The sequence below is a fragment of the Nocardiopsis sp. EMB25 genome (genome assembly GCF_026797795.1).
Taxonomy (GTDB): domain Bacteria; phylum Actinomycetota; class Actinomycetes; order Streptosporangiales; family Streptosporangiaceae; genus Nocardiopsis; species Nocardiopsis lucentensis.
Genome location: NZ_JAMTDN010000001.1, coordinates 3,856,141 through 3,881,972, shown reverse-complemented (window position 1 = coordinate 3,881,972; position 25,832 = coordinate 3,856,141). Strand labels below are relative to the sequence as shown.

Sequence of the window (25,832 nt, the reverse complement as noted above, 5' to 3'; positions counted from 1 at the left end):
ACACACCCAATCACCGTCCACGTGCGTCCCTCGCGGCCAGAGGGGTTCACAGATCCTCACAACACGGCACGGAAGTTCACAGGTCATATGACCGGGTGTTCCTCCGCTGCTCCACGACGTTGCTCACAAAGGAGTGAGAGAGCCATATGTCCGGGCAATCCGACGTCTTCCTCCAGAAGCTGCTCACCGACGCGGCCTCCCGGTGGTCCCCAGGGCCCCGGTTGAGCCCTGATGAGGCCGTCCGCCGCTTCCTCCCCCTCTACTACCGCCACACGGACCCCGAGGAGCTCGTCGGCCGCTCCCCCGAGCAGATCTGCGGCATCGCCGCCTCGCACCGTGAGTTCGGCCTCGAACGGGTGCCCGGCCGCGCCAAGGTCCGCGTGTTCACCCCCACCGTCGAACACGACGGCTGGGAGCAGCAGACCAGTGTCCTGGAGATCGTCACCGACAACGCCCCCTTCCTCGTCTCCTCCGTCACCATGGCGCTCAACGAGCTCGGTGCCGGCGCCCGCCTGATCATCCACCCCCAGATGACCGTCGGCCGCGACCTGGAGGGCGTCCTGCGCGAGGTCGACCCGGAGATCGGCGGCGAGGGCCTGCTGCCCACGGACGAGTCGTGGATGCACATCGAGATCGACCGGCAGACCGACCCCGAGCGCATCAAGGAGATCACCGACCGCGTCGAGAGCGTCCTCAACGACGTCCGGTACGTGAACGAGGACTCCGCCAAGATGAGCGACCGGGCGATCCGGATCGCCGACGAGCTCGCGGCCTACCCCGACCGCCTCGCCGCCGGTGGCGTGGACCCCCGCGAGATCGGCGAGAGCGTCGACTTCCTGCGCTGGGCGGCCGGCCGCCACTTCACCTTCATGGGCTACCGCGAGTACGCGCTGGTCACCGACGAGAACGGCGACGACGCCCTGCGCCCCGAACCCGGATCCGGGCTCGGCATCCTGCGCATGGACTCCCCGGCCTCGACCAGCTTCGCCGCCCTGCCCCCGGAGATCCGCGCCAAGGCCCGCGAGCCCTACGTCCTGGTCCTGACCAAGGCCAACTCCCGCGCCACCGTCTACCGGCCCAAGTACCTCGACTACATCGGCGTCAAGAAGTTCGACGCCCAGGGCAACATCGTCGGTGAGCGGCGCTTCCTCGGCCTGTTCACGCCGCAGGCCAACACCGCGAGCATCACGCAGATCCCGATCATGCGCCGCAAGCAGGCCGAGGTGCTCGCGCTGGCCGGGTTCGAGGCCGACAGCTACGACGGCAGGGACCTCATCGAGCTGCTGGAGACCTTCCCGCGCGAGGAACTCCTCCAGATCCCCGTCAACGAGCTGTACAACATCGTCCGCGGTGTCCTGCGCCTGCGCGACCGGCGCGGCACCAAGCTGTTCATGCGCCGCGACCCCTACGGCGGCCGGTACATGTCCTGCTTCGTGTACATGCCGCGCGACGAGTACAGCACCCGCGTGCGCCTGGACATCCAAAGCGCCCTCGCCGAGGCGTTCGAGGGCGCGACGATGGACCACAACGTCATGGTCGGGGCGGCCCCGCTCGCCCGCCTGTACCTGGTGGCGAGGGCCCAGCACGGGCAGACCCTCGCCGACATCGACCAGGTCGCCCTGGAGGAGCGCGTCCGCCAGGCCGCCCGCTCCTGGGAGACCGACTTCGACACCGCCCTCACCGCGCGGTTCGGCCCCACCCTGGCCACGGAGCTCAAGGACCGCTACGCGAGCGGCATGAACGAGGCCTACCGCGTCGACAACGCGCCGGAGGTCGCGGCCACCGACGTCGGCGAGCTGGAGGAGCTGTTCGGCCGGACCGACCCCGACCAGCGGGCGGGCGAGTTCAGCGTCGAGCTCTACCGGCCCGACCCGGACGCCGACGACTGGCGGTTCCGCCTCTACCGGATCGGTGAGCCCATCTCGCTGAGCCGCGTCCTGCCGGTCCTGGAGAACCTGGGCGTCGAGGTCGTCGACGAGTGGCCCTACGACATCACGGTCAAGGACGTCGGCCGGGTGTGGATCTACGACTTCGGCCTCGGCCCCATTCCCTCGACGGACCTGGCCTCCTCACGGCTCAAGGAGCTGTTCGAGGACGCCTTCGACGCCTCCTGGCGCGACCTCGGCGAGTCCGACCGGTTCAACGCCCTCGTGGCGCGGGCCGGGCTCGACTGGCGCCAGCTCATGGTGCTGCGGGCCTACGCCAAGTACCTGCGCCAGACGGGCGCCACGTTCACGCCGGACTTCATCGCCGACGTGCTCGCCGCCAACGTCTCCATCGCCAACCTGCTGGTGGAGCTGTTCGAGGCCCGCTTCGACCCCGACCAGTCCGACGCCGGGCGCGACGAGCGCTCCGACGCCCTGCTCCGCAAGATCGAGGGCGAACTGGAGGCGGTCGCCAGCCTGGACCACGACCGGATCCTGCGGTCGTTCACGGCGGCGATCAACGCCACCCTGCGCACCAACCACTACCAGGGCCACCCGTACCTGGTGCTCAAGCTCAACCCGCAGGAGATCCCGGACCTGCCGCACCCGCGGCCCCGGTTCGAGATGTACGTGTACTCGCCGCGGGTCGAGGGCGTGCACCTGCGCTTCGGCTCGGTCGCCCGCGGCGGCCTGCGGTGGTCGGACCGCTTCGAGGACTTCCGCACCGAGATCCTCGGCCTGGTCAAGGCCCAGATGGTGAAGAACTCGGTGATCGTCCCCAGCGGCGCCAAGGGCGGATTCGTCTGCAAGCGCCTGCCCAAGGACGGCACCCGCGACCAGGTGATGGCCGAGGTCGTCTCCTGCTACAAGCAGTTCATCAGCGGCCTGCTCGACGTCACCGACAACCTGGTCGACGGCGAGGTGGTCCACCCCGAGCGCACCGTCCTGCACGACGGCGACGACTCCTACCTGGTGGTCGCCGCCGACAAGGGCACCGCGACCTTCTCCGACATCGCCAACGAGATCTCCCTGGGACGGGACTTCTGGCTCGGCGACGCCTTCGCCTCCGGCGGTTCGGTCGGCTACGACCACAAGGCGATGGGCATCACCGCCCGCGGCGCGTGGGAGTCGGTGGCCTACCACTTCCGCGAGATGGGCGTGAACGTCCAGGAGGAGCCGTTCACCGTCGTCGGCATCGGCGACATGTCCGGTGACGTGTTCGGCAACGGGATGCTGCTGTCCAAGCAGATCAGGCTGGTCGCCGCCTTCGACCACCGCCACGTCTTCCTGGACCCCGACCCCGACCCGGCCGCCTCCTGGGCCGAGCGCAGGCGCATGTTCGAGCTGCCGCGCAGCACCTGGGCCGAGTACGACTCCGACCTCATCTCCGAGGGCGGTGGCGTGTTCCCGCGCTCGGCCAAGTCGGTACCGCTCACGCCGCAGGTCAAGGCGGTCCTGGGCATCGACCCGGAGGTCGAGGCGGTCACCCCGGACGAGCTGATCCGGTACGTGCTCACCGCCCCCGTCGACCTGCTGTGGAACGGCGGCATCGGCACCTACGTCAAGGCGAGCACCGAGGCGCACGCCGACGCGGGCGACAAGGCCAACGACCAGGTACGCGTCAACGCCGACCAGCTGCGCGTGAAGGTGGTCGGCGAGGGCGGCAACCTCGGCCTGACCCAGCCGGCCCGGATCGAGTACGCCCGCGAGGGCGGTCGGATCAACACCGACTCCATCGACAACTCGGCGGGCGTGGACACCTCCGACCACGAGGTGAACATCAAGATCATGCTCGACCGCGAGGTGCGGGCGGGCGAACTGTCCAAGGCCGACCGCGACCAGCTGTTCATCGACATGACCGACGAGGTCGCCTCGCTGGTCCTGGACAACAACTACGCGCAGAACACCGTGCTCGCCGCCGCGCGCAAGCAGGACACGCAGATGCTGCACGTCCACGGCCGCTACATGCGCCACATGGAGCGCACCAAGCTCCTCAAGCGCAAGCTGGAGGACCTGCCCTCCGACAAGGTCATCGCCGAGCGGCGCACTGCGGGCAAGGGGCTGACCAGCCCCGAGTTCGCGACCCTGCTGTCCTACACCAAGATCGACCTCAAGGAGCAGATCGGCCGGTCGGACCTGGCCGACGACCCCTACCTGGCCGACACCCTGACCGACTACTTCCCGACGCCGCTGCGCTCGGAGCGCTTCGCCCCGAGCGTGGCCTCGCACCCGCTGCGCCGGGAGATCATCGTCAACCAGGTGGTCAACCAGATGGTCAACCGCTCCGGGGTGACCTCCGCCTTCCGGCTCAACGAGGAGCTCGGCTCCAGCGCCGCCGACATCGCCCGCGCCTACCTGGTCGTCCAGGAGGTGCTCCAGCTGCGCAAGTACTGGGGCGAGGTCGAGGAACTGGACCACGTGATCTCGGTGGACAGCCAGCTGGCACTGCTGCTGGAGACCCGCAAGCTCGCCGAGCGCTCCGCCCGGTGGCTGCTGCGCCACCGCAGCTTCCCCTTCGACATCCGAAGCGAGATCGGCTACTTCGCCGACGGGGTGGGCGAGGTCCTGCCGCGCCTGGTCGACCTGGTCAAGGGGCGCGACCGGGAGGCCTACGTCGAGCGCCGCGACCGGTACGTGTCGATGGGCGTGCCCGCCGAACTGGCCGAGCGGGTCGCCGTGATGGTGCCCGCCTACTCCACCCTCGACCTGGTGGAGATCGCGCACCGCACCGGCCGCCCGGTGGAGAAGGTCGCCGAGCTGTACTTCGAGCTCGCCGACCGGCTCAACATCAGCTGGTGGCGTGAGCGGATCATCGACCTGCCGCGCGACGACCGGTGGGCGACGATGGCGCGTTCCGCGCTCCGCGACGACCTGTACTCCGCGCACGCCGACCTCACCGGGCGCGTGCTGGAGGCGGCCGACACGGACTCGACGGCCGAACTGCTCGACGCCTGGTCCGAACAGAACCGTGACAGCGTGGAGCGGTCGGGGATCACCCTCTCCGAGATCCAGGAGAGCGAGCGCTTCGACCTGCCGACGCTGTCGGTGGCCCTGCGCTCCATCCGTTCCCTGGTGGACTAGGAGATCCCGCCTCGGGCCCTCGCCCCGCTCCGGCGGGGTGACCGCTCCGGGCAACGGAACACGAGGACGGGGTGCGTGGTGTCGACCACGCGCCCCGTCGGTCACCTGGGCGTATCGTGTTCATATGGGCGCTTCCGCGGATCCGGTGCGACACCACCACCGGATCGGCCAGCCCGTCACCGGCGGCATCGCCGTCCGGAACGCGGGCGGGCGGTGCCGTTCGACTCCGACCGAGGCGGGTGGGGCGCGGAGGGGGATTCTCCTACGGGGCGCACGGGAGAGGGTGAGAGCGTGCGGGAGACCGACGGCTCCGATCCTGGCACGGAATCCGGACCTAAGCTGCTGGACCGCGCCCTGTCCCGGGTCGTGCGGGAGACCGGTGCCTCGGTGGGTTCGGTGTACCTGTGGGCGCCGGGCGATCGGATACTGCGGTTGGTCGCGCTGTCCGGGGGGTCCCGCCAGGTCGCCGCGCCGTGGGCGCGCGTGTCGCTGGTGGATCCGATCCCCGCGGCCGAGGCCGTGCGCGAGCGGCGCCTGGTGTGGGTCGGCAGCCACGCCGAGCTGTCCTTCCGCTACCCGCGGCTCGCGTTCGTCCTGCCCTATCACCTCGCGCTGGCCGCCGCGCCGATCACGACCAGCACCACGGTGTGGGGCAGCGTGGTCCTTCTGTGGCCCGGCTCGCACCAGCCGCAGCTGAGCGCGTACGAGCGTGAGACGGTCGAGAGCACCTGCGACCGCATGGGCGCGGTCCTCCAGAACGCCGCCGAGGACGGGCACCCCGTACTGGCCGGAGGCGAGCCGCACCTGTGGTCCCCGCCGCGTCCGCGCAGGCCCGCGCTGGTCGAGGCGCTGGCCGCGGTGGACTTCGCCGGCCGCCTCCCGGAGGGCTGTTGCGCGCTGGACCTGGAAGGTCGGATCACCTTCATCGACGCCACCGCGGCCGACCTGGTCGGGAGCAGCGTCCCGAACCTGCTCGGAGCACTGCCCTGGGAGGCGCTGCCGTGGCTGGACGACCCGGCCGTGGAGGACCGCTACCGGGCCGCGGTGATCAGCCGCCGCCCCACGTCCTTCACCGCCCTGTGCCCACCGGACCGGCGGTTGGACTTCCGGCTCTACCCGGACGCCTCCGGTATCAGCGTCCTCATCACCCCCGCTGACGGCACCGTCCCGGGGGCCATCCTGGGATCGGAGCACGGGGAGGGCCACGCCGCGTCGGCGAGGGCGGGGTCGCTGTACGACCTGATGCACCTGGCCGCCACGCTCACCGAGGCCGTCAGCGTGCGGGACGTGGTCGAGTTGGCCGCCGACCAGGTCATGTCCGCCTTCGGCGCCCAGGGTTTCGTCGTGGCCGTGGCCGAGGGCGACCGGCTCCGTGTCGTCGGCCACCGCGGTTACCGGCCCGAGGTCATCGACCGCCTCGACCTTCCCCCCTTCCGGGACGAGACATCCCCCGCCGTGCGCGCCCTGATCAGGGGGATGCCCCTCTTCTTCGCCTCCCCCGGTGAGATGGCGCGGCTCAACCCCGACATCCCGCGGTTGACCGGAAGGGCGTCCTGGGCCTTCCTGCCGCTGATCGTCTCCGGGCGCCCGGTCGGCTGCTGCGTGGTCTCCTATGACGAGCCCCGCCCCTTCACGCCGGACGACCGCGCCGCCCTGACCTCCTTCGCCGGGCTGATCGCCCAAGCCCTGGATCGCGCCCGTCTGTACGACGCCAAACACCAGCTCGCCCACGGCCTGCAGACCGGGCTGCTCCCGGCCGCCCTCCCCGACGTGCCCGGGCTGGAGGCGGCCGCGCGCTACCTGGCCGCCACCCACGGCATGGACATCGGCGGTGACTTCTACGACGTCATCCGCCTCGACGACACCACCGTCGCCGCCGCGATCGGCGACGTCCAAGGCCACAACGTACGGGCCGCCGCGCTCATGGGGCAGGTCCGCACCGCCGTCCACGCCACCGCGGGAGCGCCTCCCGGGGAGGTCCTCACCCGGATCAACCGCCTGCTCACCGACCTCGACCCGGGCCTGTTCACCAGCTGCCTCTACGTCCACATCGACCTTGCGCGCCACCGCGCCCACCTGGCCTCCGCGGGGCACCTTCCCCCGCTGCTGCGCCACCCCGACGGCCGCGCCGAAGTCCTCGATCCGCCGCACGGGCTCCTGCTCGGCGTCGACCCGGCCGCCGACTACGAGGCCACCGAGATCCCCATCCTGCCCGGCGCCGTGCTCGCCCTGTACACCGACGGCCTCGTCGAGGCCCCGGGCGCCGATCTCGGCGACGCCATCACCGACCTCGCCGAACACCTCGCGCGAGCCGGGCACCAGCCGATGGACACCCTCGCCGACGTCCTCATCCGGCACGGCCGGGCCACCGATCCCCACAGCGATGACATCGCCCTGCTCCTGCTCCGCCCGGGGCCGGTCGGCGGCTGACACCGGCGGTCTCTCCCCGCCACGGGCGGTGTCCGCCGCGTACGTCCTGGGGGCGGTGCCCGCCGTATACGCCCAGGGGCAGCGCTCGCCGTATACGCCCTAGACTGGGGGCGTGGCAGAACTGGACCCAGCAGAGAAAATCAAGGAGCTCGCGGCGACCCTCGCGAGTGTCACCGCCGTGGTGGACGTCGACGCGATGCGGACCGAGATCGCCGAGCTGCGTGAACAGTCCGCCGACCCCGAACTGTGGGCCGACCAGGAGAACGCGCAGAAGGTGACGCGGCGGCTCTCCGGTCTGGAGTCCACGGTCAACAAGCTCGGTTCGATCGGGCAGCGCCTCGACGACCTCGGCGTGCTCTACGAGCTCGCCGCCGCGGAGGAGGACGCCGACACCCGGGTCGAGGCCGACACGGAGCTGGAACAGCTGCGCAAGGAGATCGGCGAGCTGGAGGTGCGCACCCTCCTCAACGGCCCGCACGACGAGCACGAGGCCCTGGTGACGATCAACTCCCAGGCCGGTGGCGTGGACGCCGCCGACTGGGCGCAGATGCTCCAGCGCATGTACCTGCGGTGGGCCGAGCGGCACGGCTACTCCACGGAGATCTTCGAGACCTCCTACGCGGAGGAGGCGGGTATCAAGTCCACGTCCTTCGCGGTCCGGGCGCCGTTCGCCTACGGCACCCTGCGCGGTGAGCACGGCACGCACCGCCTCGTGCGCATCTCGCCCTTCGACAACCAGAACCGTCGGCAGACCTCGTTCGCCGGCGTGGACGTCGTCCCGGTGGTGGAGCAGAGCGACCACATCGACATCGACGAGTCCGAGCTGCGTGTGGACGTGTACCGCTCCAGTGGCCCGGGCGGTCAGGGAGTCAACACCACCGACTCCGCGGTGCGGATCACCCACATGCCGACCGGCATCGTCGTGTCCTGCCAGAACGAGCGTTCGCAGTTGCAGAACAAGGCGACCGCGATGTCGATGCTCCAGGCGAAGCTGCTGGCGCGCAAGAGGGAGGAGGAGCAGGCCGCCCTGGACGAGATCCGCGGTGAGTCGACGAGCAGCTGGGGCACCCAGATGCGCAACTACGTCCTGCACCCCTACCAGAGCGTGAAGGACGTGCGGACCGGCGCGGAGACCGGCAACACGTCGGGTGTCCTGGACGGCGACATCGACGACTTCATCGACGCGGAGATCCGCTGGATGCGCAGCCGGGAACGGAACGACGGCCAGGGCTGACCCTCGAAGTGTCCCCGCCTCCGGGCGGGGGCACGCGCGGGGTTCGGTCGTCCTGGAACGCGGGTACCACCGGGACGGCGGTGCGGTACGGGTGCCCGTGGTGCCGGAGTGATCCGTGTCCCAATGGTGATGAGGGCGACTCCGCACTTTTACCGAAAAGGCTATATATGAACGTTATCATCGGTTGACGCCTCCGATATGCTCGTGGCCATCGCACGACGGTGCCATGATCTGGATGGTGTGCCACGATCGGGACAATCCGGGTGGCGTGCCCCCATACACTGTCGGTTGGCCATGCGGCCGGTACGATCCCGCGGGAAGCCGTGCTTCGGTGCGGGTGCCCATACCTTCGAGACCCTTGTGATGCGCCTGTGATCCACTTCGACAACGTCACCAAGGTCTATCCGACCCAGAAGCGCCCCGCGCTCGACGGCGTTTCCATTGACGTAGACAAGGGCGAGTTCGTCTTCCTCGTCGGCCCCTCGGGCTCGGGTAAGTCGACCTTCCTCCGGCTGGTGCTGAAGGAGGAGAAGCCCGACAAGGGGCGCGTCCACGTCGCCGGCAAGGACCTCGCGCGCCTGTCCAACTGGAAGGTGCCGCACCTGCGCCGGCGTATCGGCTGCGTCTTCCAGGACTTCCGCCTGCTGCCGAACAAGAACGTCTTCGAGAACGTCGCCTTCGCGCTGGAGGTCATCGGTAAGCCCCGGCGGTTCATCCGCAAGGTCGTGCCCGAGGTCGTCGAACTCGTCGGCCTGGAGGGCAAGGCCGGACGCATGCCCGGTGAGCTCTCCGGTGGTGAGCAGCAGCGTGTCGCGATCGCGCGCGCGTTCGTCAACCGCCCGCAGATCCTGCTGGCCGACGAGCCCACCGGAAACATCGACCCCGCGACCTCGATCGGCATCATGAAGGTGCTCGACCGAATCAACCGCACGGGCACCACCGTCGTGATGGCGACGCACGACGCCGCCATCGTCGACTCGATGCGCAAGCGCGTGATCGAGCTGGAAGAGGGCCTCGTGGTGCGTGACCAGACACGCGGCGTCTACGGCCAGGCGTACTGACCTCTGGCGCGCCCGCGGCGCCGGGTCGCCGACCACCGCTGCGAGGACACCGGCGCGGCGAAGCTTCCAAGGATGGACCTGTAACAGATCATGCGAGCACAATTCGTTCTCTCCGAGACCTGGATCGGCCTGCGCCGAAACCTGACGATGACGGTCGCCGTCATCACCACGGTGGCCATCTCCCTCGCCCTGTTCGGTGGCGGTCTGCTGGTCAACCAGCAGGTGTCGGAGATGCGCAACTTCTGGGACAGTCGGATCACGCTGACCGTCTACATGTGCAACGACATCTCCCCGGCCGAGGCGTGCAAGGAGAACGGCGCCGCCACGGAGGAGCAGCGCGCCGAACTCCAGAGCAAGCTCGAGGGCATGTCCCAGGTCGATGACGTCGAGTACATGTCCGCCGCCGAGGCGTGGGAGGACTTCCAGAAGCGCATCGGCTCCACGAACGAGGCGCTCGCCAACGCGGCGCAGGAGGGCGACATCCCGGACAACTTCCGGGTGCAGCTCACCGACCCGTCGCACTACAACACGGTGCGTGACGCGGTCTCCGGGGCTCCGGGCGTGGACAGCGTCTCCAACGACCAGAGCGTGCTCGAGGACTTCTTCGGCCTGCTCGACGGCCTCAAGTGGGCGGCCCTGGTGGTCGCGGGCGTGCAGCTGGCCGCGGCCGCGCTGCTGATCGGCAACACCATCCGCCTGTCGGCCTACAGCCGCCGCCGGGAGACCGGCATCATGCGCCTGGTCGGCGCGTCGAACTTCTACATCCAGCTCCCGTTCCTCCTGGAGGGCGCGATCGCCGGTTTCATCGGTGGTCTGATCGCCTCCGGGTTCATCGTGGCCACCCGGTTCACGCTGCTCAGCCGGATCGAGGAGTGGTTCCAGTTCGACGTGGCCGTGGACACGAGCGCGCTGCTCGCCGTCATCGGCGTGTCGATCATCCTCGGTGTGCTGCTGTGCACCATCACCTCGTTCCTCACCCTGCGCCGCTACCTGAAGATCTGATCCGACGGTCGTCGGAAGGGGGCACGCGGGGGAGCAGGGGGCCGTGTGCCCCCGACCGTATGGAAGGGAAACCACTGTGGCACGGGAGACCGGTCGCAAACCCATCGCGCAGAATCGGCGTGCCCGGCACGACTACCACATCGACGAGACCTACGAGGCGGGCCTGGTCCTGACCGGGACCGAGGTCAAGTCGCTCCGGGAGGGGCGGGCGTCGCTCGTCGACGGCTTCGCCCACATCCACGACGGGGAGGTGTGGCTGGAGAACGTCCACATCCCGGAGTACTCCCAGGGGACCTGGACCAACCACGCCGCCCGCCGATCCCGTAAGCTACTCCTGCACCGCGCGCAGATCTCCCGGCTCATCGGGAAGACCCGGGAGCCCGGATACACCCTGGTGCCGCTGTCCCTGTACTTCAGCGACGGCCGGGCCAAGATCGAGATCGCCCTGGCGCGCGGTAAGCGTCAGTACGACAAGCGCCACGCCATCGCCGAGCGCGAAGCCAAGCGGGACATGGAACGCGCGCTTCGCCGCCGTCGATGAGGCGCCCGAAAGGAACACACACGGTGTCCCCCCGTCTCCTCGGCCGATTCGCGGCCGCCGGAAGCGGCGTGGCCATGGCCCTCACCTTGGCCGCGTGCACGCCCAACCCCAGTCCTGAGGTGGCCGTTCGCTCCTTCCTGCTGGCCTGGCAGAACGGGGACCACGAGCAGGCCGCCGCGTTCACCACCGGAGACACCGGTGAGGTGGCGAGCGCCCTGGCCGACGTCCACGATCAGCTGGACCTGGCGAACCTGCGGTTCGGACTGGGGCAGATCGACCGCGACGGCGACTCCGCGACCGCCGAGTTCGACGTGACCGCCGACCTCGGCATCGGCGACCCGACCTGGAACTACACCGGCCGGATGCCGCTGGAGTGGGGCCCGGACGGGTGGCGGATCACCTGGTCGCCCAGCGTGGTCCACCCCGAACTGGAGGACGGGGAGCGGCTCGCGGTCAGCTACGAGATCCAGGCGCGCGGTCAGATCCTCGACCGCGAGGGTCAACCCCTGGTCGCCGGTGAGAGCGTGACCGCCTTCGGGGTGTACCCGGGGCGGATGGACGACGTCGAGGCGGGCGTCACCGAACTCGCCGAGCTCCTCGACGAGGAGTCGGAGCCGCTGCTCGACCGCGTGCGCTCCGCTCCGCCCGAGCAGTTCCAGCCGCTCGTGCTGATGCGCGACGCCAACGTGGACCAGGCACTGCTCGGCCGGGTGGGGTCGATCCCCGGCGCGGGGGCCGAAGCGGTCGAGATCAACCTGACGCCGTCCGTGGCCCCCGCCGTGCTGGGCGAGGTCGCCGGGACGGCGGAGCACCGGGTCTCGTCACGCGTCGCGGGGCCCTACCAGGCCGGTGACACCGTCGGGCTGAACGGCCTGCAGAACATCTTCCAGAACGAGTTGGCGGGTTCGGCCACCACCCAGGTGGTCTCCCTGGACGCCGACGGCGAGGTCACCGACGTCCTGGAGTCCTGGGAGGGTGACCGCAGCGGCGGTATCGGGACCACGCTGGACGCGGCCGTGCAGCGCTCCGCCGAGGCCGCTCTGTCCGGTATGCCCGGGAACGGCTACCTGGTCGCCGTCGACGTCGCCAGCGGTGACGTCCTGGCCGCGGCGAGCGCGAACGGCGGGACCACCGACGACGGCGCCCTCACCGGCTCCTACGTCCCGGGCGGTGTGTTCACCATCGTCTCGTCGCTGGCGGCGTTGGAGTCGGGCGCGGTCGCTCCGGGCGAGCAGATGCCGTGCGGCTTCCAGGCCGAGGTCGGCGGGCAGACCTTCACCAATCCCTCCGGGAGCGTCGCACCGGTGACCCCGACCCTGGCCACCAACCTGGCGGGGCACTGCACCGTCGGATTCGCGGAGCTCGGCGACCAGGTCGGGGCGGAGGCGCTCACCGCGACCGCCGGCCGGCTGGGCCTGGGCGCCGACTGGCAGCTGCCGCTGCCCGGCAACCCCGGCGAGGTGAGCATCGGTGACGGCGCGGCCGACGTCGCCCAGGCGATGAACGGCGAGCAGGGGGTGCGGGTGAGCCCGCTGTCCATGGCACTCGCCGCCGCGGCCGTCGCCGACGGGACGTGGCACGCGCCGAGCCTGGTCCGCGAGGAGGGCCCCGCGGCGGTGGCGCCCTCGGAGCTGGACGAGGCCGACCTGGAGGTGGTCCGGGAGGGGATGCGCCAGGCGGTCGCCACCCGGATGCCGAGCCTGAACCTGTATGGCGAGGAGGTCTACGGGCAGGCCACCCGCACTGAGCAGGACGGGACGGCGCTGCACTGGTTCGTCGGCTACCAGGGTGACGTGGCCTTCGCGGTGCTGGCCGAGGTGGACCCGCAGGTGACGCTGCTGACACACCACGCGATGAACTCGACGGTGTCCTTCCTCGACTACCTGGCCAACGGTGCGCCCGAGCCGGTGACCCCGACCCCGACGGAGGGCGCGGGCGGTACGGGTGTGACCGGTGACGGAACCGGTGCCACGGGTGAGGGGACCGGCATCCCCGGTACGACCGGCGACGGCGCGACCGATCCGACCGGGACCGCCTCGGGAACGGCCGGGGACACCACGGGCCAGCCGGGCTTCTGAGCGGCTTCGCATCCGAACGACCCTCCGGGCAACCCCCCGGAGGGTCGTTCGCGTCTTCCCCTATGACTGGGGCCGCGACAGGGGGTAGCGGCCCAGTGGAGACAGGACCTCATCTCGGGGGAGGCTCTGTCGGTTCCCAAGGTCGGCCCGACCCTGCCGACCGCCCCCGCGGGCAGCGTAGACCCGTCTTGCGTCCGCGCCCGCGGGGGTTTCTCCCTGTCCGGGGCGGCTCCCGGGAATCCACTTGGTGCCCACGGCGTTGTATCGGTAGAGTGATGCACGTCGAGCGCGCGTCGCTCGCGTGTCGGCCGCCCGGCGACGGGGGGCTTTGACAATTCCACAGGGGGTGATCGGTTTCGACTTTGGTAGTCGTTCCAGGGGAAGCGGGTCGAGGGTTGCGTTTGTGACCTCGTAAATCCTGCATTCGCTTAAATTCAAGTGCCAATAAGAAGCACTCCGAGTTCGCTCTCGCTGCCTAAGCGATAGTGACTCTGTCGGTCTGAGCTCGTCATCGGCCCAGGTACCGGCATCAGCTAGATGACTTACCGTCCGGATCAGGCCACGGGGCCCGGATGGGACATCTTCGTGGCTGGGCTCGTCAGCGATGTGTCTGTGTAAGCGCTGGGGCCGAGTAGAACGGCAGCACAGACTGCACCCGGAGAAGCCCTGGCTCGGTACTGAAGGACGCGGGTTCAATTCCCGCCACCTCCACTCGTCTTCGAGGCGACCCTGTTCGCAAGCTGCGCTTGCTCGCGGGGTCGTCTCGTCGTGTTTCCGGGGGTGGTCAGACGTGGATCACTCCCACGCGGCCGCCTGCCAGCTTCGTGATGTCGTCGGGGTCGGAGGTCGCCACGGCGACAGGGCCGGTTACGGACAACGCGGTCGCCACGACCACGGCGTCCAAGGCGTGGATGTGGCCACCCGTGATTCCCGCGTCTCTCAGCACCCTCTGGGCTGACCGGGCGATGTCCCGGGTCACGTCCAAGACGATCAGGCGGGACAGCACCCAGTCCATGCGGGCGGGGTGGACGCCGGTCGGCTCCGCCTCCACGGTGGTGATGGCGGAGACCACCACACGGACCCCCTTGTTGTGGGCGGCCTTGACGCGTTCGGCCGTACGGGCATCCCCCCGGAGGAACAGAGACAGGGCCTGGGAGTCCAGGACCAGTGTCCCGCTCACTCGGAATCTCCCGTGCGGTCCCCGTGGAGCGCGGCCATCAGCTCCTCTTCTGCTTCTGTGACCCGTGCGGGATCCAACGGCCCGTGTTCGGCCTCGTGCGCGGCCACCAGTTCACCGAGCATGTCCTGTTCGATCTGCCGCTGTACGGCTTTCTCCACGTAGGCGGAGAAGCCACGTGGGTTCTTGACTCTGTGGAGGACCGCGCCCACGGTCCCCTCGTGCAGCGACACGGACTTGGTGACGGTCGGGCCCTCGCCGGGGGTGGGGTCTGTCGTAGTAGTCATGACCCTAGTCTAATGGAACTTCTATTAGAGCGCGGGGTCGGAGGGTGAGCAGGGGTTTCACTGGAGGCCGATGACGCTTGGACCTGTGTCCTCATCGGTGCGGCCGGTGACGGCAGAGGCCCCGAGGCGGCTTCCCGTGCACAGGGACCCGGACGTCTCCGTCCAGCGCGGGTCGGCCAGCCGTCAGTCGCAGGGGGCCGGGTCCAGGTCGTGGTCGCCCGGTGCGGGGTCGGGTGCGGTGGCCGCCAACTCCCGGGCCAGGGCGTCCACGTCCTCGCCCATCATCCGCCCCTGGACCGTCGGGTTGGGTCCCTCGTCCGCGAACCGGGGGGAACGGCCGCGCTCCCGCGCGTCCGTCACCCGGCCACCGAGCTCGCCGTTGCCCACGACACCGTCGTCCGCGGGGACCGCGGAGTTGTTGTCCAACCCCATCCACATTCCCGGCTGGCGCTCGTCCCCGGGAGAACACCGCTCATCCTCCCAGTCGATCGCCATGACGTACTGGTGTCCGGCCTCCAGCCGCGGCTGGTCCCCGACCCCCGAGGGCCTGTGGTTCTCCAGACCTCCGGTGAGGGTGTATCCCCAGGTGGAGTACTCGAAGATCTCGGGCACCGGGCGGGGCGGGTCGTCGGCCGACCACAGCACCCGCCGCACGTCCAGGGTCACGTTCCGGCCGACGCCCACACCGGGTTCGGGATCCTCGTGCGGGGGCGGGACCGTCCTCTCGCTCACGACCCGGGCCAGGATGACGTGGTCGGCGTAGGTCACCCAGTCCCGCGCGGTCGACCCGGGCTTGCGGTAGCTGATGGCGGCCGACGTCCCGGATATCTCCCGGGGCCGGTCCTGGTGTGCCAGCACACCGGTCGTCGCGGCGGCGGAGCCGATCCCCACGGCGACCGCCGCGGCGACGGGCAGTGCCGTCTGGCGTACCTGGCGGATGAGCACCGGCCCGCTGTCGCGGGGAACCGGTTTCTTCGACGGAGCGGCGGGGCCGGGGGATGCCATGGAGACTCCTGCGTGGGGGCGTTGGCGTGGGCGCCTGCCGCGAATGCGGTCCTCGCGGGGCTTCTTCCTCGGGTGGGACGTCCCGCGGGCGTTCCGGGATGTCCGTTCACGGCGACCGATCCACGGTCACCGTGCGCGCCGTCCAGGCGCGCGCCCGACAGGCCGTCCCTCTCACGACCACCATCGTGCCGCACCGCGGGCCCGCCGGGGCGCTCAGGAACCCGTGTAGGCGCGGGCGAGGGCGTCGGCCTCGGCGTAGGTGGGCAGCTCGTCGGGGGGCGGCAGATCCTCCCGGACGGCGGTCGCCGCCGCGACCGTCGCCTGGAGGGCCGCCCGGAACAGCAGCGACCCGCAGCTGACGCGGCGCACGCCCAGTTCGGTGAGTTCGAGCAGGGAGGGGCCGTCGGGGGAGTACAGGATGTTGAGCGGCGCCTCCAACGCGTCGACGAGGGCGCAGATCCGCTCCGGGTCGCGCAGGCCGGGGACGAACACCCCGTCCGCCCCGGCCTCCTGGTACGCGGCCACCCGGTCGGCCGTCTCCCCCACGGGCCCCGGCAGCCAGTGGGTGTCCGTCCGGGCGTTGACGAACAGTTCGGGCGCCGCCCGCTTCACCGCGCGGATCACCGCGGACTGGTGTTCCGGGTCGGTGAGGGTTCCGTCCGGTAGGCCGTCCTCGATGTTGATCCCGACGACACCCGTCTCCGCCAGTTCGCGCGCGAGCCCGGCGACCTGTTCGGGATCGTCGCCGAACCCGCCCTCGATGTCCACGCTGACCAGGGCGTCCAGTCGGGCCAGGCCGCGGGCGAGCGCGACCGTCTCCGCGCGGGCGGTGCCCGCCGCGTCGGCTTTCCCGGCCGCCGACGCGACGCCGAGGCTGGTCGTCCCGACCGCGCGGAACCCGGCGCCGACCAACGCGGCGGCCGAGGCGTGGTCCCAGGCGTTGGGCAGCACCAGGGGCGCGCCGACGCGGTGCAGGTCGCGGAACTCCTCGTGGGCGTTCACCGGGCCCCCTCCGCCAGGAGGACGTCGAGCACGCCGCGGGCCAGCGCCAGGGCGTGGGCGGAGCCGGGGCAGGGCCGACGTCCGTGCCCGAAGGTGAGGTGTCCGGACACCGGACGTCCCGGAACGGGGCGGTCGGGGTCGGGGAAGACGCGCGGGTCTCGGTTGGCGGCGGCGAAGTCGAGCACGAGGTCGGTGCCGGGCGGCACGGGGCGACCGGCGAGGACGGCACCGTCCAGGGCTCGGCGGCGCGTCTCCCGGACCGGGGACGTCAGGCGCAGGGCCTCGGCCACGAGGTCCTCAGCCCCCAGGTCACCGGGAATGGAGAGGCCGAACTCGTCGACCACGGCGAGGGCGCCGCGGATCAGCCCGGCGGTGCTGTCGCAGGACTGTGTCAGGAGGGCGATGCGCTGCGCGGCCTCCTCGGGTCCGCCGTCGGGCAGCAGACCGACCAGGGTCCGCACGCCCTCGTCGGCCGGAGCCAGGTGTTCGGCGGGGGCGCCGGGCTGGTAGGCGGCGGCCACCGCGCGCGTGGCCGGGACGACCCGGGCGAGGGCGCCCGGGGAGACGCCCAGGTGGAGGGCGAGGACCTCGACGGGGACGAACGGCGCCGCCTCGGCGGATACCTCGCGGGTCCTGACGGCGGCCCGCTCGCGTAGGAGGGAGGGGTCGAGTCCGCGGAGCAGATCCTCGGCGACCGCGCGGCGGCGGTCGTGGTCGGTTCCCTCGCAGAACCGGACGGTGGTCCGCCGCAGCCAGTCCAGGGGGCTCCCGCCCTCGGGGGGCGGCGGCACGGCGAAGCGCGGATCGTCCAGGATCGCGCGTATCCCCGCGTGGTCGCGGACGTGGAGTGGTGGGGTCATGCCGCGATCCTAGGGTGGGGACGTTTCGGCGCCCGCCGAAGCGTTCCCGGCTCGGAACGGCTCATGGGGACACGGACGGGGGGCGGTACCGGCCGGTACCGCCCCCCGTCCGTCCGGTGGCTCAGGCCTCGGTGGCCCCCACCAGCCAGGCGACCTTGTGCGCCGTGACGCCCAGGCTCCCGCTGCTGCCCAGGTACACCCCGAACGACGCCAGGAACGCGTGTCCGTGCTCCCGGCGCTCGCAGACCACGTCCTCCACCGCGTGGGCCGACGCGGGATTGCCGACCCTCAGCCTGGGTGAGGGGTCGTCGGCCACGTCGGTGGTGACGTCGTAGCGCGACAGCTCCGCGGCGAGTTTCTCCAGGTGTTCGCGTTCCTCGGCGGGCACGTGGGACGCTTCTTGGTCGTGTGCCCGTCTCGACTGGGCCATAGCGGATCCTTTCGTGTCGAGCGTTGCTCCTCGATGCCCTGACCCATTGTCGCTCAGAGTAAAGTTACTAGTACGTACCGCACCTACGACACGCCGTCGGCCGTCCACCCGCCCCGGTGCATGACTCGCTCGACGGAGAGGTCCTCGGACAGGACCACGAGGTCGGCGCGGGCGCCGACGGAGATCCGGCCCGTGCCCTCCAGTCCCAGCGCCGCGGCGGGAACCGAGGAGGCCGACCGCACCGCCTCGGGCACGTCCACCCCGATGTCGGACACCGTGTTGCGCACCGCCTGGGGGAGCACGATCGTGCTGGAGGCGATCGCGCCGGTCTCCACCAGCCGGGCCTCGCCCCCGCTGACCCGGACGCGCAGCTCGCCCAGGGTGTACTCACCGTCGCCCAGACCGGTCGCCGACATCGCGTCCGTCACCAGCGACACCCGCTCGGCGCCGGCCGAGGCGAACACCAGCCGCGCGGCGCCCGGATGGACGTGCACGTTGTCCGTGATGAGTTCGACCGTCACCCGCTCGTCGCGCAGGGCCGCGGCGATCGGCCCCGGGTCGCGGTGGTTCAGCGGACGCATCGCGTTGTACAGGTGGGTGGCGACGGTGGCGCCCGCGTCGAAGGCGGCGAGGGTCTGCTCGTAGGAGGCCTCGGTGTGTCCCACCGCGGCCACCACGCCGGAGGACGCGGCGGCGCGGATCAGATCCAGCGCGCCCGGCAGTTCGGGGGCGACCGTGATCATGCGGACATGGCCCCGTCCGGCCCGGAGCCAGCGGTCGAACTCGGCGGTGTCCGGGTCGCGCAGCAGCTCGGGGTCGTGCGCCCCGCACCTGGAACGCGCGATGAACGGCCCCTCCAGGTAGATCCCCGCCAGTTCCCCCTCCTCGCACAGCTCGGCCAGCGCCGACACCTGCCGGACGGTGTCCTCCGGAGAGGCCGCGACCAGCCCGCCCACCAACGACGTCACGCCGCGCGCCCGGTTGAACGCGACGATCTCGCGCGCGCCCTCCGGATCGGCGTCGGGGAAGGCGTGCCCGGCTCCGCCGTGGATGTGCGTGTCGACCAGGCCCGGGACCACCCAGCCCCCGCCGACGTCGTGGGTCCGGCCGGGAGGCGGCGCGCCGGCGCCGAGTTCGGCGACGCGGCCGTCCTCGACCCGCAGCCAGCCGTCGTGGACACCGTTGGGTGTGACGACCCGGGCGTGGGTGAGCGTGACGGGAGTGTGCACCATGTTCGGGCTCTCTCTGGGTCTCGGGAAGGGCGGGGTGCGGCCTGTGTGTCGCAAATTACACCGGGGTTCCGGCGGGTCCGGGCGCGGGGTCCGACCTTTGTTCCCAGGGTGCGGGACCCCCTGCGGAGCTGGGAAATCCTGACCCGTGGGACGATTTGTCCACGACGTGGACGCCGGTTCCCGGGATGGTCCGGCCGTGACCGGGGGGACGACACGCATTGACGATAGCGGTCGGCGAGCCGCATCATGGGGGCATGTCCGCCGGTGAGCTGCTTGTCCAGCGCCTGCACGTCGATCTCCGACAGCAGGCGAGCGCGCTCTGTCGTAGCTAGCGCCTTGCGGGGCCCGCGCGCCCCGCGCCACGGGTGTACCCCGTGCCCTCCGTGCCCTCGCAGACACCGGACACTCAGCTCTCCCAGTCACTGGGTTCTGGGCCGCTTCCCGGCCCGACGAGCACCCCTGCCAGGCCCGCACACCGAGTCCCGGACGACGGCGTCCGCGCCTGGTGTCGGTAGGGGAACGACGTCTCCTCCGGTGTCACCCAACGAACACCGCCTCTGACGCTTCCTCCGGTCGATCCCGGCTGGCTCTGACCGAACCCAGGAGTTCCGCATGACCCGCTTCACCGTGCTCGTCGCCGCCCCGCAGACCCGTTCCTCCGTCCGCGCCGCCGCCCTGGACGCGGCCGCCGAGATCGCCGCCCGCGTGGGGGTCGACGCCCAGCCCGCCGTCGTCGACCTGGCGGAGATCGGGCCCGACCTGCTCACCGAGTCCGCGTCCTCGGTCGACGCCGCCCTGGAGCGGGTGCGTGAGAGCGACGTGCTGCTCGTCGCCTCCCCGCAGGTGCACGGCACCTACACCGGCCTGCTCAAGGTCTTCCTGGACCGCCTGCCCGAACTGGGGCTGGGCCACACCGTCGCGGTGCCGCTGGCGGTCGTGGAGGACCTGCGCAACAGCCGTGGGATCGAGGAGGACCTGCGCATCCTCCTCGCCGACCTGGGCGCCTGGGTGGCCGAGCCCGGCCTGGTCCTGTCCACGGACGAGACCGACCGGCCCGGCGGCGTGGTGCGCGCGTGGGCCGACGTCGCCGCCCCCGGTCTGCGCGAGGCCGTGGCCGTCACGGCCTGATCACGGGTTCCGGGCCGCGCGGGGGCGCGGCCCGGCGGTGTTTTCCCTGGGCCTCCGCTGCGCTTCGGCCGGGGTTCGTGCGCCCTCGAGGCAGGGATTCTTCATCCTCGTCTTCGCCTGTCGCTCGTTCCTCGCTCGCGGCTTGCCTCGTCTTGCAGAACCCTGCCGGCGCCCGAACGGTGTTTTCCCTGGGCCTTCGCTGCGCTTCGGCCCGTCCGTCGCCCGCCACCGCCCCTCAGCGGGCGCCGTCCACCGCGGCGGCCCGGCGGCGGCTGGTGTCGGCCTCGGCGCTGGCCACGTTCCCGCGTACCAGGACCACCACGACCAGGGTCAGCGCGAACCCGCCGACGCGCAGGGCGAACAGGACCGGGTCCTCGGGCAGGCTCTCGCCGAACAGGATGGTTCCGGCCACCACCATGAACACGTTGCCCACCACGTTCGACACCGGGGCGGTGATCGAGGCGCGCGAGCGCTGCAACGACGTCTGGAACAGCACGATCCCCACCGCCCAGCCCAGCGCGTACAGATACGGGTAGGGCGAGGTCAGCGCGGGCAGGACGGCCGCGGCCACCCCGTGCTCCGCCAGCAGTCCGCCGAGCCCCTTGCCCTGGAGCCCGGCGCTGCCCTGGGCCAGTCCCGCCGCCGCGCCCATCGCGGCGGCCGACACGTACCGGCCCCCGCGCCCGGCGGCGCCCATCACCGCCACACAGGCGACCACCGTCACCAGGCTGACGGTGACCAGGACGGGGGTGTTCGCGGAGGTCCCCGTCTCGCCGCCGTCGGTGGTGGACAGGGTGAGCAGGCCGAGGGCCACCGGCATGAGGCCGAGCGCCACGTACTCGCCGCAGGTGACGCGTTCGCCCATGACCAGGGTCGCGACGAGGAGCGTGGCCGCCACGCCCGCCGCGAAGGCGGGCTGGGCGACCGACACCGGGGCCAGGCCCAGGGAGACGATGAGGCCGACGCTGCCCAGGGCGGCGAACGCGCAGCCGAGCACCCAGCGCGGGTTGCCCAGCAGGATCCGCGCCAGGTGGAGCGGTCGGTGGACGGAGATCGACTCCGACCCGTGCAGGGCGCGCTGTTCGACGGTGAGGCCGACGGTGTAGACCATGGCGGAGGTCAGCGCGACCAGGAGTCCGATCACGGTGGATCCCTTCGGTCGGGACGGCGGTGCGGACCGGTCTGCAATGTATAACAAGTTCTAGTCTGCTCGTCACGGTGGCTCGGCCACGCGGTACCGCTCGGGCCCGTCGTACTACCCTGTTGGTGAGCCCCCTGCCCTCGTGTGATCGGCCGTGAACGGGGGAACCGTCCGTGACGGGTGAGAACCGGTTCCGGGTCCGCCCGCGCGACGTCACACCGAGGAATGGGGCACGGTGCAGGACCCAGACGAGCCCGAGAAGGACGTTTCCGAGACCGGGGGCGACGCCGACGCCGCCGCGGAGGGCGGCGCGGGCCCCGAGCCGGCCCGGAGCGGCGCCGCGGACCGGTGGCGGGCCCTGGCCGACCGCGCCGCGGCGGTCTTGTATCGATTCGACCGTTTTCTCTCCGCGCGGCGGCGCACCGGACCCACGCGGTTCGAACCCGGCCCCCTCGGGCTGCTCGGCATCATGCTCTCCGCGATGGCGGTCACCCTCCTGCTCGTCCAGACCGGCTCCGGCGGAACCAGTGCCGTCCAGGGCGGTCGGGAGGGGGCCGTGGACGTCCCCGGGCCGCCGGACGGCCGGCTCCGGCTCATGGTGGTGGGCGGCTCCCTGACCCAGGGCAGCAGCGGCGACTACACGTGGCGCTACCGTCTGTGGCGCCACCTGGGCGAGTCCGGTGTCGACGCTGACTTCGTCGGACCCTACGACGACGTGTACGGCCTCGCGGAGGGCGAGTTCGACCACGCCTACGCCGACGCCGACTTCGACACCGACCACGCCGCCCGCTGGGGGACCACCGCCCGCGACCTCGCCGACGACGTCGCCCTGGTGGCGGCCGAACACGAACCCCAGTACCTGCTGCTCCTGGCCGGGCTGGAGGACATCCTGGCCGGGGGAGGGGCCGACCACGCCCTGGCGGGGGTCGGCGAGACCGTCTCGACCGTCCGCGTGGCGCTCGCGGAGGTGCGGTTCGTCATCGGGGAGCTTCCCCCGGTCGAGGGCACCGGGGACGACGCGCGGATCAACGAGGAGATCCGCCGGTTCAACATGGGCGTGGTCGACCTCGCCGAGCAGTTGACCTCGCAGACCTCTCCCGTGGTCGTGGCCCGGGTCGCCGCCGACTACGTGCCCTCCCGCGACAACTGGGACGAGACGCACCCCAACGCCCGCGGCGAACTGCGGATCGCCGCGGCCTTCGCCGACGCGCTCGCCGAACCGCTCGGGGTGGGCCGGGACTTCCCGCGCCCCCTGCCGACCGTGGCCACCGGTCCGCGCGCCGCCCCCGAACCCGACGCCGAGGAATCGGCGGACGGCCTGGTCCTGAGCTGGGACGCGGTTCCCGGCGCGACCGACTACCGGGTGGTCCAGCGCAGGCTGGGACCGGACCCCGACGAGGCGGTGGTGCTGCCCACCGATGTGGAGGCGGACGGCGACCGTCGGTCGGTGCTGGTCGGGGCACTGCTGAGCGGGGCCCGGTACGAGTTCGTCGTGCGCCAGTACAAGGGCCGGGACGAGGGGGAGCGTTCCGCGCCGCTGAGCTTGGTCTGGGACCCCGACCCGCCCCCCGCCCCCACCGGTGTGCGCGTGGTCGACGGCGGCGCGACGGTGCTGTGGGACGCGGTCGAGGGGGCCACGCACTACGAGGTGTGGCTGCGCGCGCTGGCGTGCTCGCCGAGCGACGACTCCCGGGCACCCGCGGACACGCGTGACGGGGGGCCGTCCCCCGGCCACGGGGACGACGAACCCCGGAGGTCACCGGACGAGGACCCGTCGCCGGCCGGGCCGTCCCCCGCTCCGCCCCCGCCTCCGCCGCCCCCGCCCTCCCCCGAACCTCCCCCGAACCCGCCGTCCCCTGAGCCACCCCCACCGCCGACGCCCACGCCGACCCCGGGGCCGACCGCCCCGCGCCCGCCTGAAGGGGCGGAGTGCGGGCCGGTCGACGACAGGGGACCGGGCAGCGGCGAGGGATGGCACCCCCAGGGGCCGACGGGGTCGGAGCCCCGTTGGGAGGCGACCGTGAGCGGCCCGTACGAGGTCGTGGTCCGCGCCCACCGCGACTACGTGGAGGGCGGGTACTCCGCCTCCGCCCTCCTGGGGGACGGGTGAGGCCGGTGCGCCGACTCGACCGGGCGCTGCCGTGGGCGGTGGGCCTCCTCGCCGGTGTCCTGGCCCTGGGGCCGGCCCTGGGACGCGGCTATGTGCTCCGGTACGACATGGTGTTCGTTCCGGAGCCGTCCCTGGCGACGGTTCTGCGCGGAGCCGACGGCTTCCCCCGCGCGATCCCCAGCGACGCCGTGGTGGCGGCGCTGTCCGCGCTCGTCCCCGGGGACCTGGTACAGGCGGCGGCGCTGCTGTGCGTGTTCACCGTGGGCGGCGCGGGCGCGGCCCGGCTGCTGCCGCGTCCGGGGAGCGGAGCCGGGCGCGTGGCCGCGGTGGCCGCCGGGATCGCCTACGTGTGGAACCCGTTCGTCGCTGAGCGATTGCTGCTCGGCCAGTGGGCGATGCTCCTGGGTTACGCGGGACTGCCGTGGGTGGTGGGCGCCGTGGTCCGTCTGGGGTCGACAGGGACGGCCGCGGGGTTCGCGGGGCTCGTCCGCGCCCTCGTGCCCGCCGCGGTGGGCGGGTTCTCCTCCGTGGTGCTGACCGCGCTCACCGCCGGCCCCGTGGCGCTGTTCCCGCGTGGGCGCGCGGCGGTGACCGGTCCGCTCCTTTTGCTCTCGGCCCTGCTCCTGGTGTCGCTGCCGTGGCTGTTGCCGTCCCTGGCCGGCGGCACGAGGACCGACCCGGCGGGGGTGGCGGCCTTCGCCGCGCGCCCGGACACCCCGTTCGGTGTGCTGGGCTCCCTGTTCCTCCTGGGTGGTGTGTGGAACTCCGGGGCCGTTCCGGCGGGCTACGGGGAACCGGTGACGGCGACCCTGCGGCTGGTGCTGTGCCTGGTGGCGCTCGCGGGGTGGGTGTGGTGGCTGCGCCGGGAGCGACCGGAGTTCGGGTTCGGGTTGTCGGTGGCGGCCGGAGTGGGTTTCGGGATCGCGCTGCTCGGGGCCACCGAAGCGGGGCGGGCGGCGCTGTCCTGGCTGATCGGGTTCTGGCCGGGCTTCGGGCCGCTGCGGGACGGTCAGCTCTACGTCGCCCCGCTCGCGCTGGTCCAGGCCCTGGGCCTGGGGGCCGCCGTGGGCTGGCTCGCGCGTCCCCGGTCCGGGGCGCGGGCCGCGTGGCGGCTGGGGGCGGCGGTGTTCGCGGCGTTCCTGCCACTCGTGGTCCTGCCGGGTCTGGTGTGGGGAGCGGGGGGCCGGCTGGTCCCCGTGGACTACCCCCGGGCGTGGATCGAGGCCCGGGACGCGGTGGCCGCCGACGACCGGCCGGGGGCGGTCCTCGTCCTGCCCTGGAGCGCCTACCGGGGGCTGGACTGGTCGGGGGAGCCGGTGGTCGTGCTCGACCCGGCGACCAAGCTCTTCGACCGGCGCACCCTGTGGAACGACGACCTGCGGATCGGGACCCCGGACGGCGGGACGGTCGTGGTCACGGGAGAGGACACCCGTGCGCGTGAGGTCGGTCGGGCCTTGGACATGGACCCGGCCACGGGGCTGCCGGGGATCGGCGACCCGGAGGAGTTGACCGGGCTCCTCGGAGGTCTCGGCGTGCGGTACGTGGTGGCCTCCGCGCCGATTGATAACGAGTTCTTGTTGCGTGCTCCCGGGGTGTCCGCCGTGGTCGAAGGACCCGACATGTCCCTTTTTCGCGTGGACGATCAGCACGTAAAGGCGGATAAAGCTAGCGGAACGGGGTTGGAAGTTACCGGGGGGTTAGTTACAGTTGGGGCAATCGTCTGGTCTGTAGCTAGATCAGGTTCTAGTCTCGTTCTCCAGCGTTTCGGTTTCAGAGCGAGGCCGGACGCGCGGAAGGAGATCCCCAAGTGATCAAGGTAATCGCCGCCTGCGTGATCGGCGCGGCTCTGGCGGGAGGGGTCACCGCGGTGGCCACCAACCTCACCACCGAGTCGACCGCGACCGCGGAACCGGTGAACGAAACCCTCTACAACTACGGCGACCGCTAGACCGTCGCCGTCGGAGAGGACCGGGGCGCCCCGTTCAACGCGGGGTGTCCCGCCCTCCACCCTCCACGGCCGGGACGCGCCCGGCCGCCCCACCAGACGTCCGGTCGACGGGCTTGCTCGGCGTGCGCTCCGCGCTTGCCTCCCGTGATCGCTCCTTGGG

19 protein-coding genes and 1 other RNA gene are annotated in these 25,832 nt (G+C 71.7%); 12 read left to right on the top strand and 8 right to left on the bottom strand.

Features of this window, described 5'->3' with window-relative positions; translation table 11 throughout:
- The first annotated feature begins 146 nt into the window (after nt 1–146).
- The 8 genes from KIK06_RS16745 (at nt 147) to ssrA (ending at nt 14,066) form a co-directional block, all read left to right on the top strand.
- A complete protein-coding gene (locus KIK06_RS16745) occupies nt 147–5,006 on the top strand; it encodes an NAD-glutamate dehydrogenase (protein WP_017596797.1) in 4,860 nt (1,619 codons plus the stop codon).
- A gap of 291 nt (nt 5,007–5,297) precedes the next feature.
- Nucleotides 5,298–7,436 (top strand): SpoIIE family protein phosphatase, encoded by a 2,139-nt coding sequence (locus tag KIK06_RS16740; protein ID WP_268643944.1) that lies wholly within the window; start codon nt 5,298–5,300, stop codon nt 7,434–7,436.
- A gap of 112 nt (nt 7,437–7,548) precedes the next feature.
- Entirely contained in the window at nt 7,549–8,670 is a 1,122-nt protein-coding gene (gene prfB, locus KIK06_RS16735) for a peptide chain release factor 2 (RefSeq protein ID WP_026127270.1), read from the top strand.
- Between the two features lie 371 nt (nt 8,671–9,041).
- Nucleotides 9,042–9,731, top strand: a complete 690-nt coding sequence (gene ftsE / locus KIK06_RS16730; protein WP_017596794.1) for a cell division ATP-binding protein FtsE — start codon at nt 9,042–9,044, stop codon at nt 9,729–9,731.
- Nucleotides 9,732–9,821: 90 nt separating this feature from the next.
- On the top strand, nt 9,822–10,733 hold the full coding sequence (gene ftsX, locus KIK06_RS16725) for a permease-like cell division protein FtsX (RefSeq protein WP_268643941.1): 912 nt from the start codon (nt 9,822–9,824) through the stop codon (nt 10,731–10,733).
- 76 nt (nt 10,734–10,809) lie between these two features.
- On the top strand, nt 10,810–11,274 hold the full coding sequence (smpB, locus tag KIK06_RS16720; protein WP_017596792.1) for an SsrA-binding protein SmpB: 465 nt from the start codon (nt 10,810–10,812) through the stop codon (nt 11,272–11,274).
- Between the two features lie 23 nt (nt 11,275–11,297).
- The gene (locus KIK06_RS16715) at nt 11,298–13,352 is read left to right on the top strand and encodes a penicillin-binding transpeptidase domain-containing protein (RefSeq protein ID WP_268643938.1); all 2,055 of its coding nucleotides are present in this window, start codon (nt 11,298–11,300) and stop codon (nt 13,350–13,352) included.
- 342 nt (nt 13,353–13,694) lie between these two features.
- Nucleotides 13,695–14,066: a transfer-messenger RNA gene (gene ssrA / locus KIK06_RS16710) on the top strand.
- 70 nt (nt 14,067–14,136) lie between these two features.
- On the opposite strand, the gene KIK06_RS16705 is transcribed toward ssrA, so the two are convergent.
- The 7 genes from KIK06_RS16705 to nagA all read right to left on the bottom strand — a co-directional run bounded on the left by KIK06_RS16705 (nt 14,137) and on the right by nagA (nt 19,345).
- Complete coding sequence (locus tag KIK06_RS16705; protein ID WP_268643936.1) at nt 14,137–14,532, bottom strand: type II toxin-antitoxin system VapC family toxin; 396 nt, start codon at nt 14,530–14,532, stop codon at nt 14,137–14,139.
- Nucleotides 14,529–14,816, bottom strand: coding sequence for a hypothetical protein (locus KIK06_RS16700; protein ID WP_268643935.1), 288 nt, complete (start codon nt 14,814–14,816; stop codon nt 14,529–14,531). The genes KIK06_RS16705 and KIK06_RS16700 overlap by 4 nt, the downstream gene beginning before the upstream one ends.
- Before the next feature lie 183 nt (nt 14,817–14,999).
- Nucleotides 15,000–15,821 carry a hypothetical protein gene (locus tag KIK06_RS16695; RefSeq protein ID WP_268643933.1) on the bottom strand — a complete coding sequence of 274 codons (822 nt, stop codon included), beginning with the start codon at nt 15,819–15,821 and terminating at the stop codon, nt 15,000–15,002.
- Nucleotides 15,822–16,034: 213 nt separating this feature from the next.
- Nucleotides 16,035–16,823, bottom strand: a complete 789-nt coding sequence (locus KIK06_RS16690) for an isocitrate lyase/PEP mutase family protein (protein ID WP_268643932.1) — start codon at nt 16,821–16,823, stop codon at nt 16,035–16,037.
- Nucleotides 16,820–17,683, bottom strand: a complete 864-nt coding sequence (locus tag KIK06_RS16685; protein ID WP_268643931.1) for a cytochrome P450 — start codon at nt 17,681–17,683, stop codon at nt 16,820–16,822. The genes KIK06_RS16690 and KIK06_RS16685 overlap by 4 nt, the downstream gene beginning before the upstream one ends.
- Nucleotides 17,684–17,804: 121 nt before the next feature.
- On the bottom strand, nt 17,805–18,113 hold the full coding sequence (locus KIK06_RS16680) for a hypothetical protein (protein WP_268643930.1): 309 nt from the start codon (nt 18,111–18,113) through the stop codon (nt 17,805–17,807).
- Nucleotides 18,114–18,196: 83 nt separating this feature from the next.
- Entirely contained in the window at nt 18,197–19,345 is a 1,149-nt protein-coding gene (nagA, locus tag KIK06_RS16675) for an N-acetylglucosamine-6-phosphate deacetylase (RefSeq protein WP_268643928.1), read from the bottom strand.
- 612 nt (nt 19,346–19,957) lie between these two features.
- Here nagA and KIK06_RS16670 point away from each other — a divergent pair.
- Nucleotides 19,958–20,473: an NADPH-dependent FMN reductase gene (locus KIK06_RS16670; RefSeq protein WP_017596783.1), complete on the top strand. Its 516-nt coding sequence runs from the start codon at nt 19,958–19,960 to the stop codon at nt 20,471–20,473.
- A gap of 235 nt (nt 20,474–20,708) precedes the next feature.
- Here the strand turns inward: KIK06_RS16670 and KIK06_RS16665 are convergent, their stop codons facing one another.
- The gene (locus KIK06_RS16665) at nt 20,709–21,617 is read right to left on the bottom strand and encodes a hypothetical protein (RefSeq protein WP_268643927.1); all 909 of its coding nucleotides are present in this window, start codon (nt 21,615–21,617) and stop codon (nt 20,709–20,711) included.
- A 466-nt stretch (nt 21,618–22,083) separates the two neighbouring features.
- On the opposite strand from KIK06_RS16665, the gene KIK06_RS16660 reads away from it, so the two are divergent.
- Genes KIK06_RS16660 through KIK06_RS16650 form a run of 3 tightly spaced genes read left to right on the top strand, consistent with a single transcriptional unit; the run spans nt 22,084 to nt 25,672 of the window.
- The gene (locus KIK06_RS16660) at nt 22,084–23,724 is read left to right on the top strand and encodes a GDSL family lipase (protein ID WP_268646033.1); all 1,641 of its coding nucleotides are present in this window, start codon (nt 22,084–22,086) and stop codon (nt 23,722–23,724) included.
- Nucleotides 23,725–23,729: 5 nt separating this feature from the next.
- Nucleotides 23,730–25,535, top strand: coding sequence for a hypothetical protein (locus KIK06_RS16655; RefSeq protein WP_268643926.1), 1,806 nt, complete (start codon nt 23,730–23,732; stop codon nt 25,533–25,535).
- On the top strand, nt 25,532–25,672 hold the full coding sequence (locus tag KIK06_RS16650) for a hypothetical protein (RefSeq protein WP_017596778.1): 141 nt from the start codon (nt 25,532–25,534) through the stop codon (nt 25,670–25,672). The genes KIK06_RS16655 and KIK06_RS16650 overlap by 4 nt, the downstream gene beginning before the upstream one ends.
- Nucleotides 25,673–25,832 lie beyond the last annotated feature (160 nt).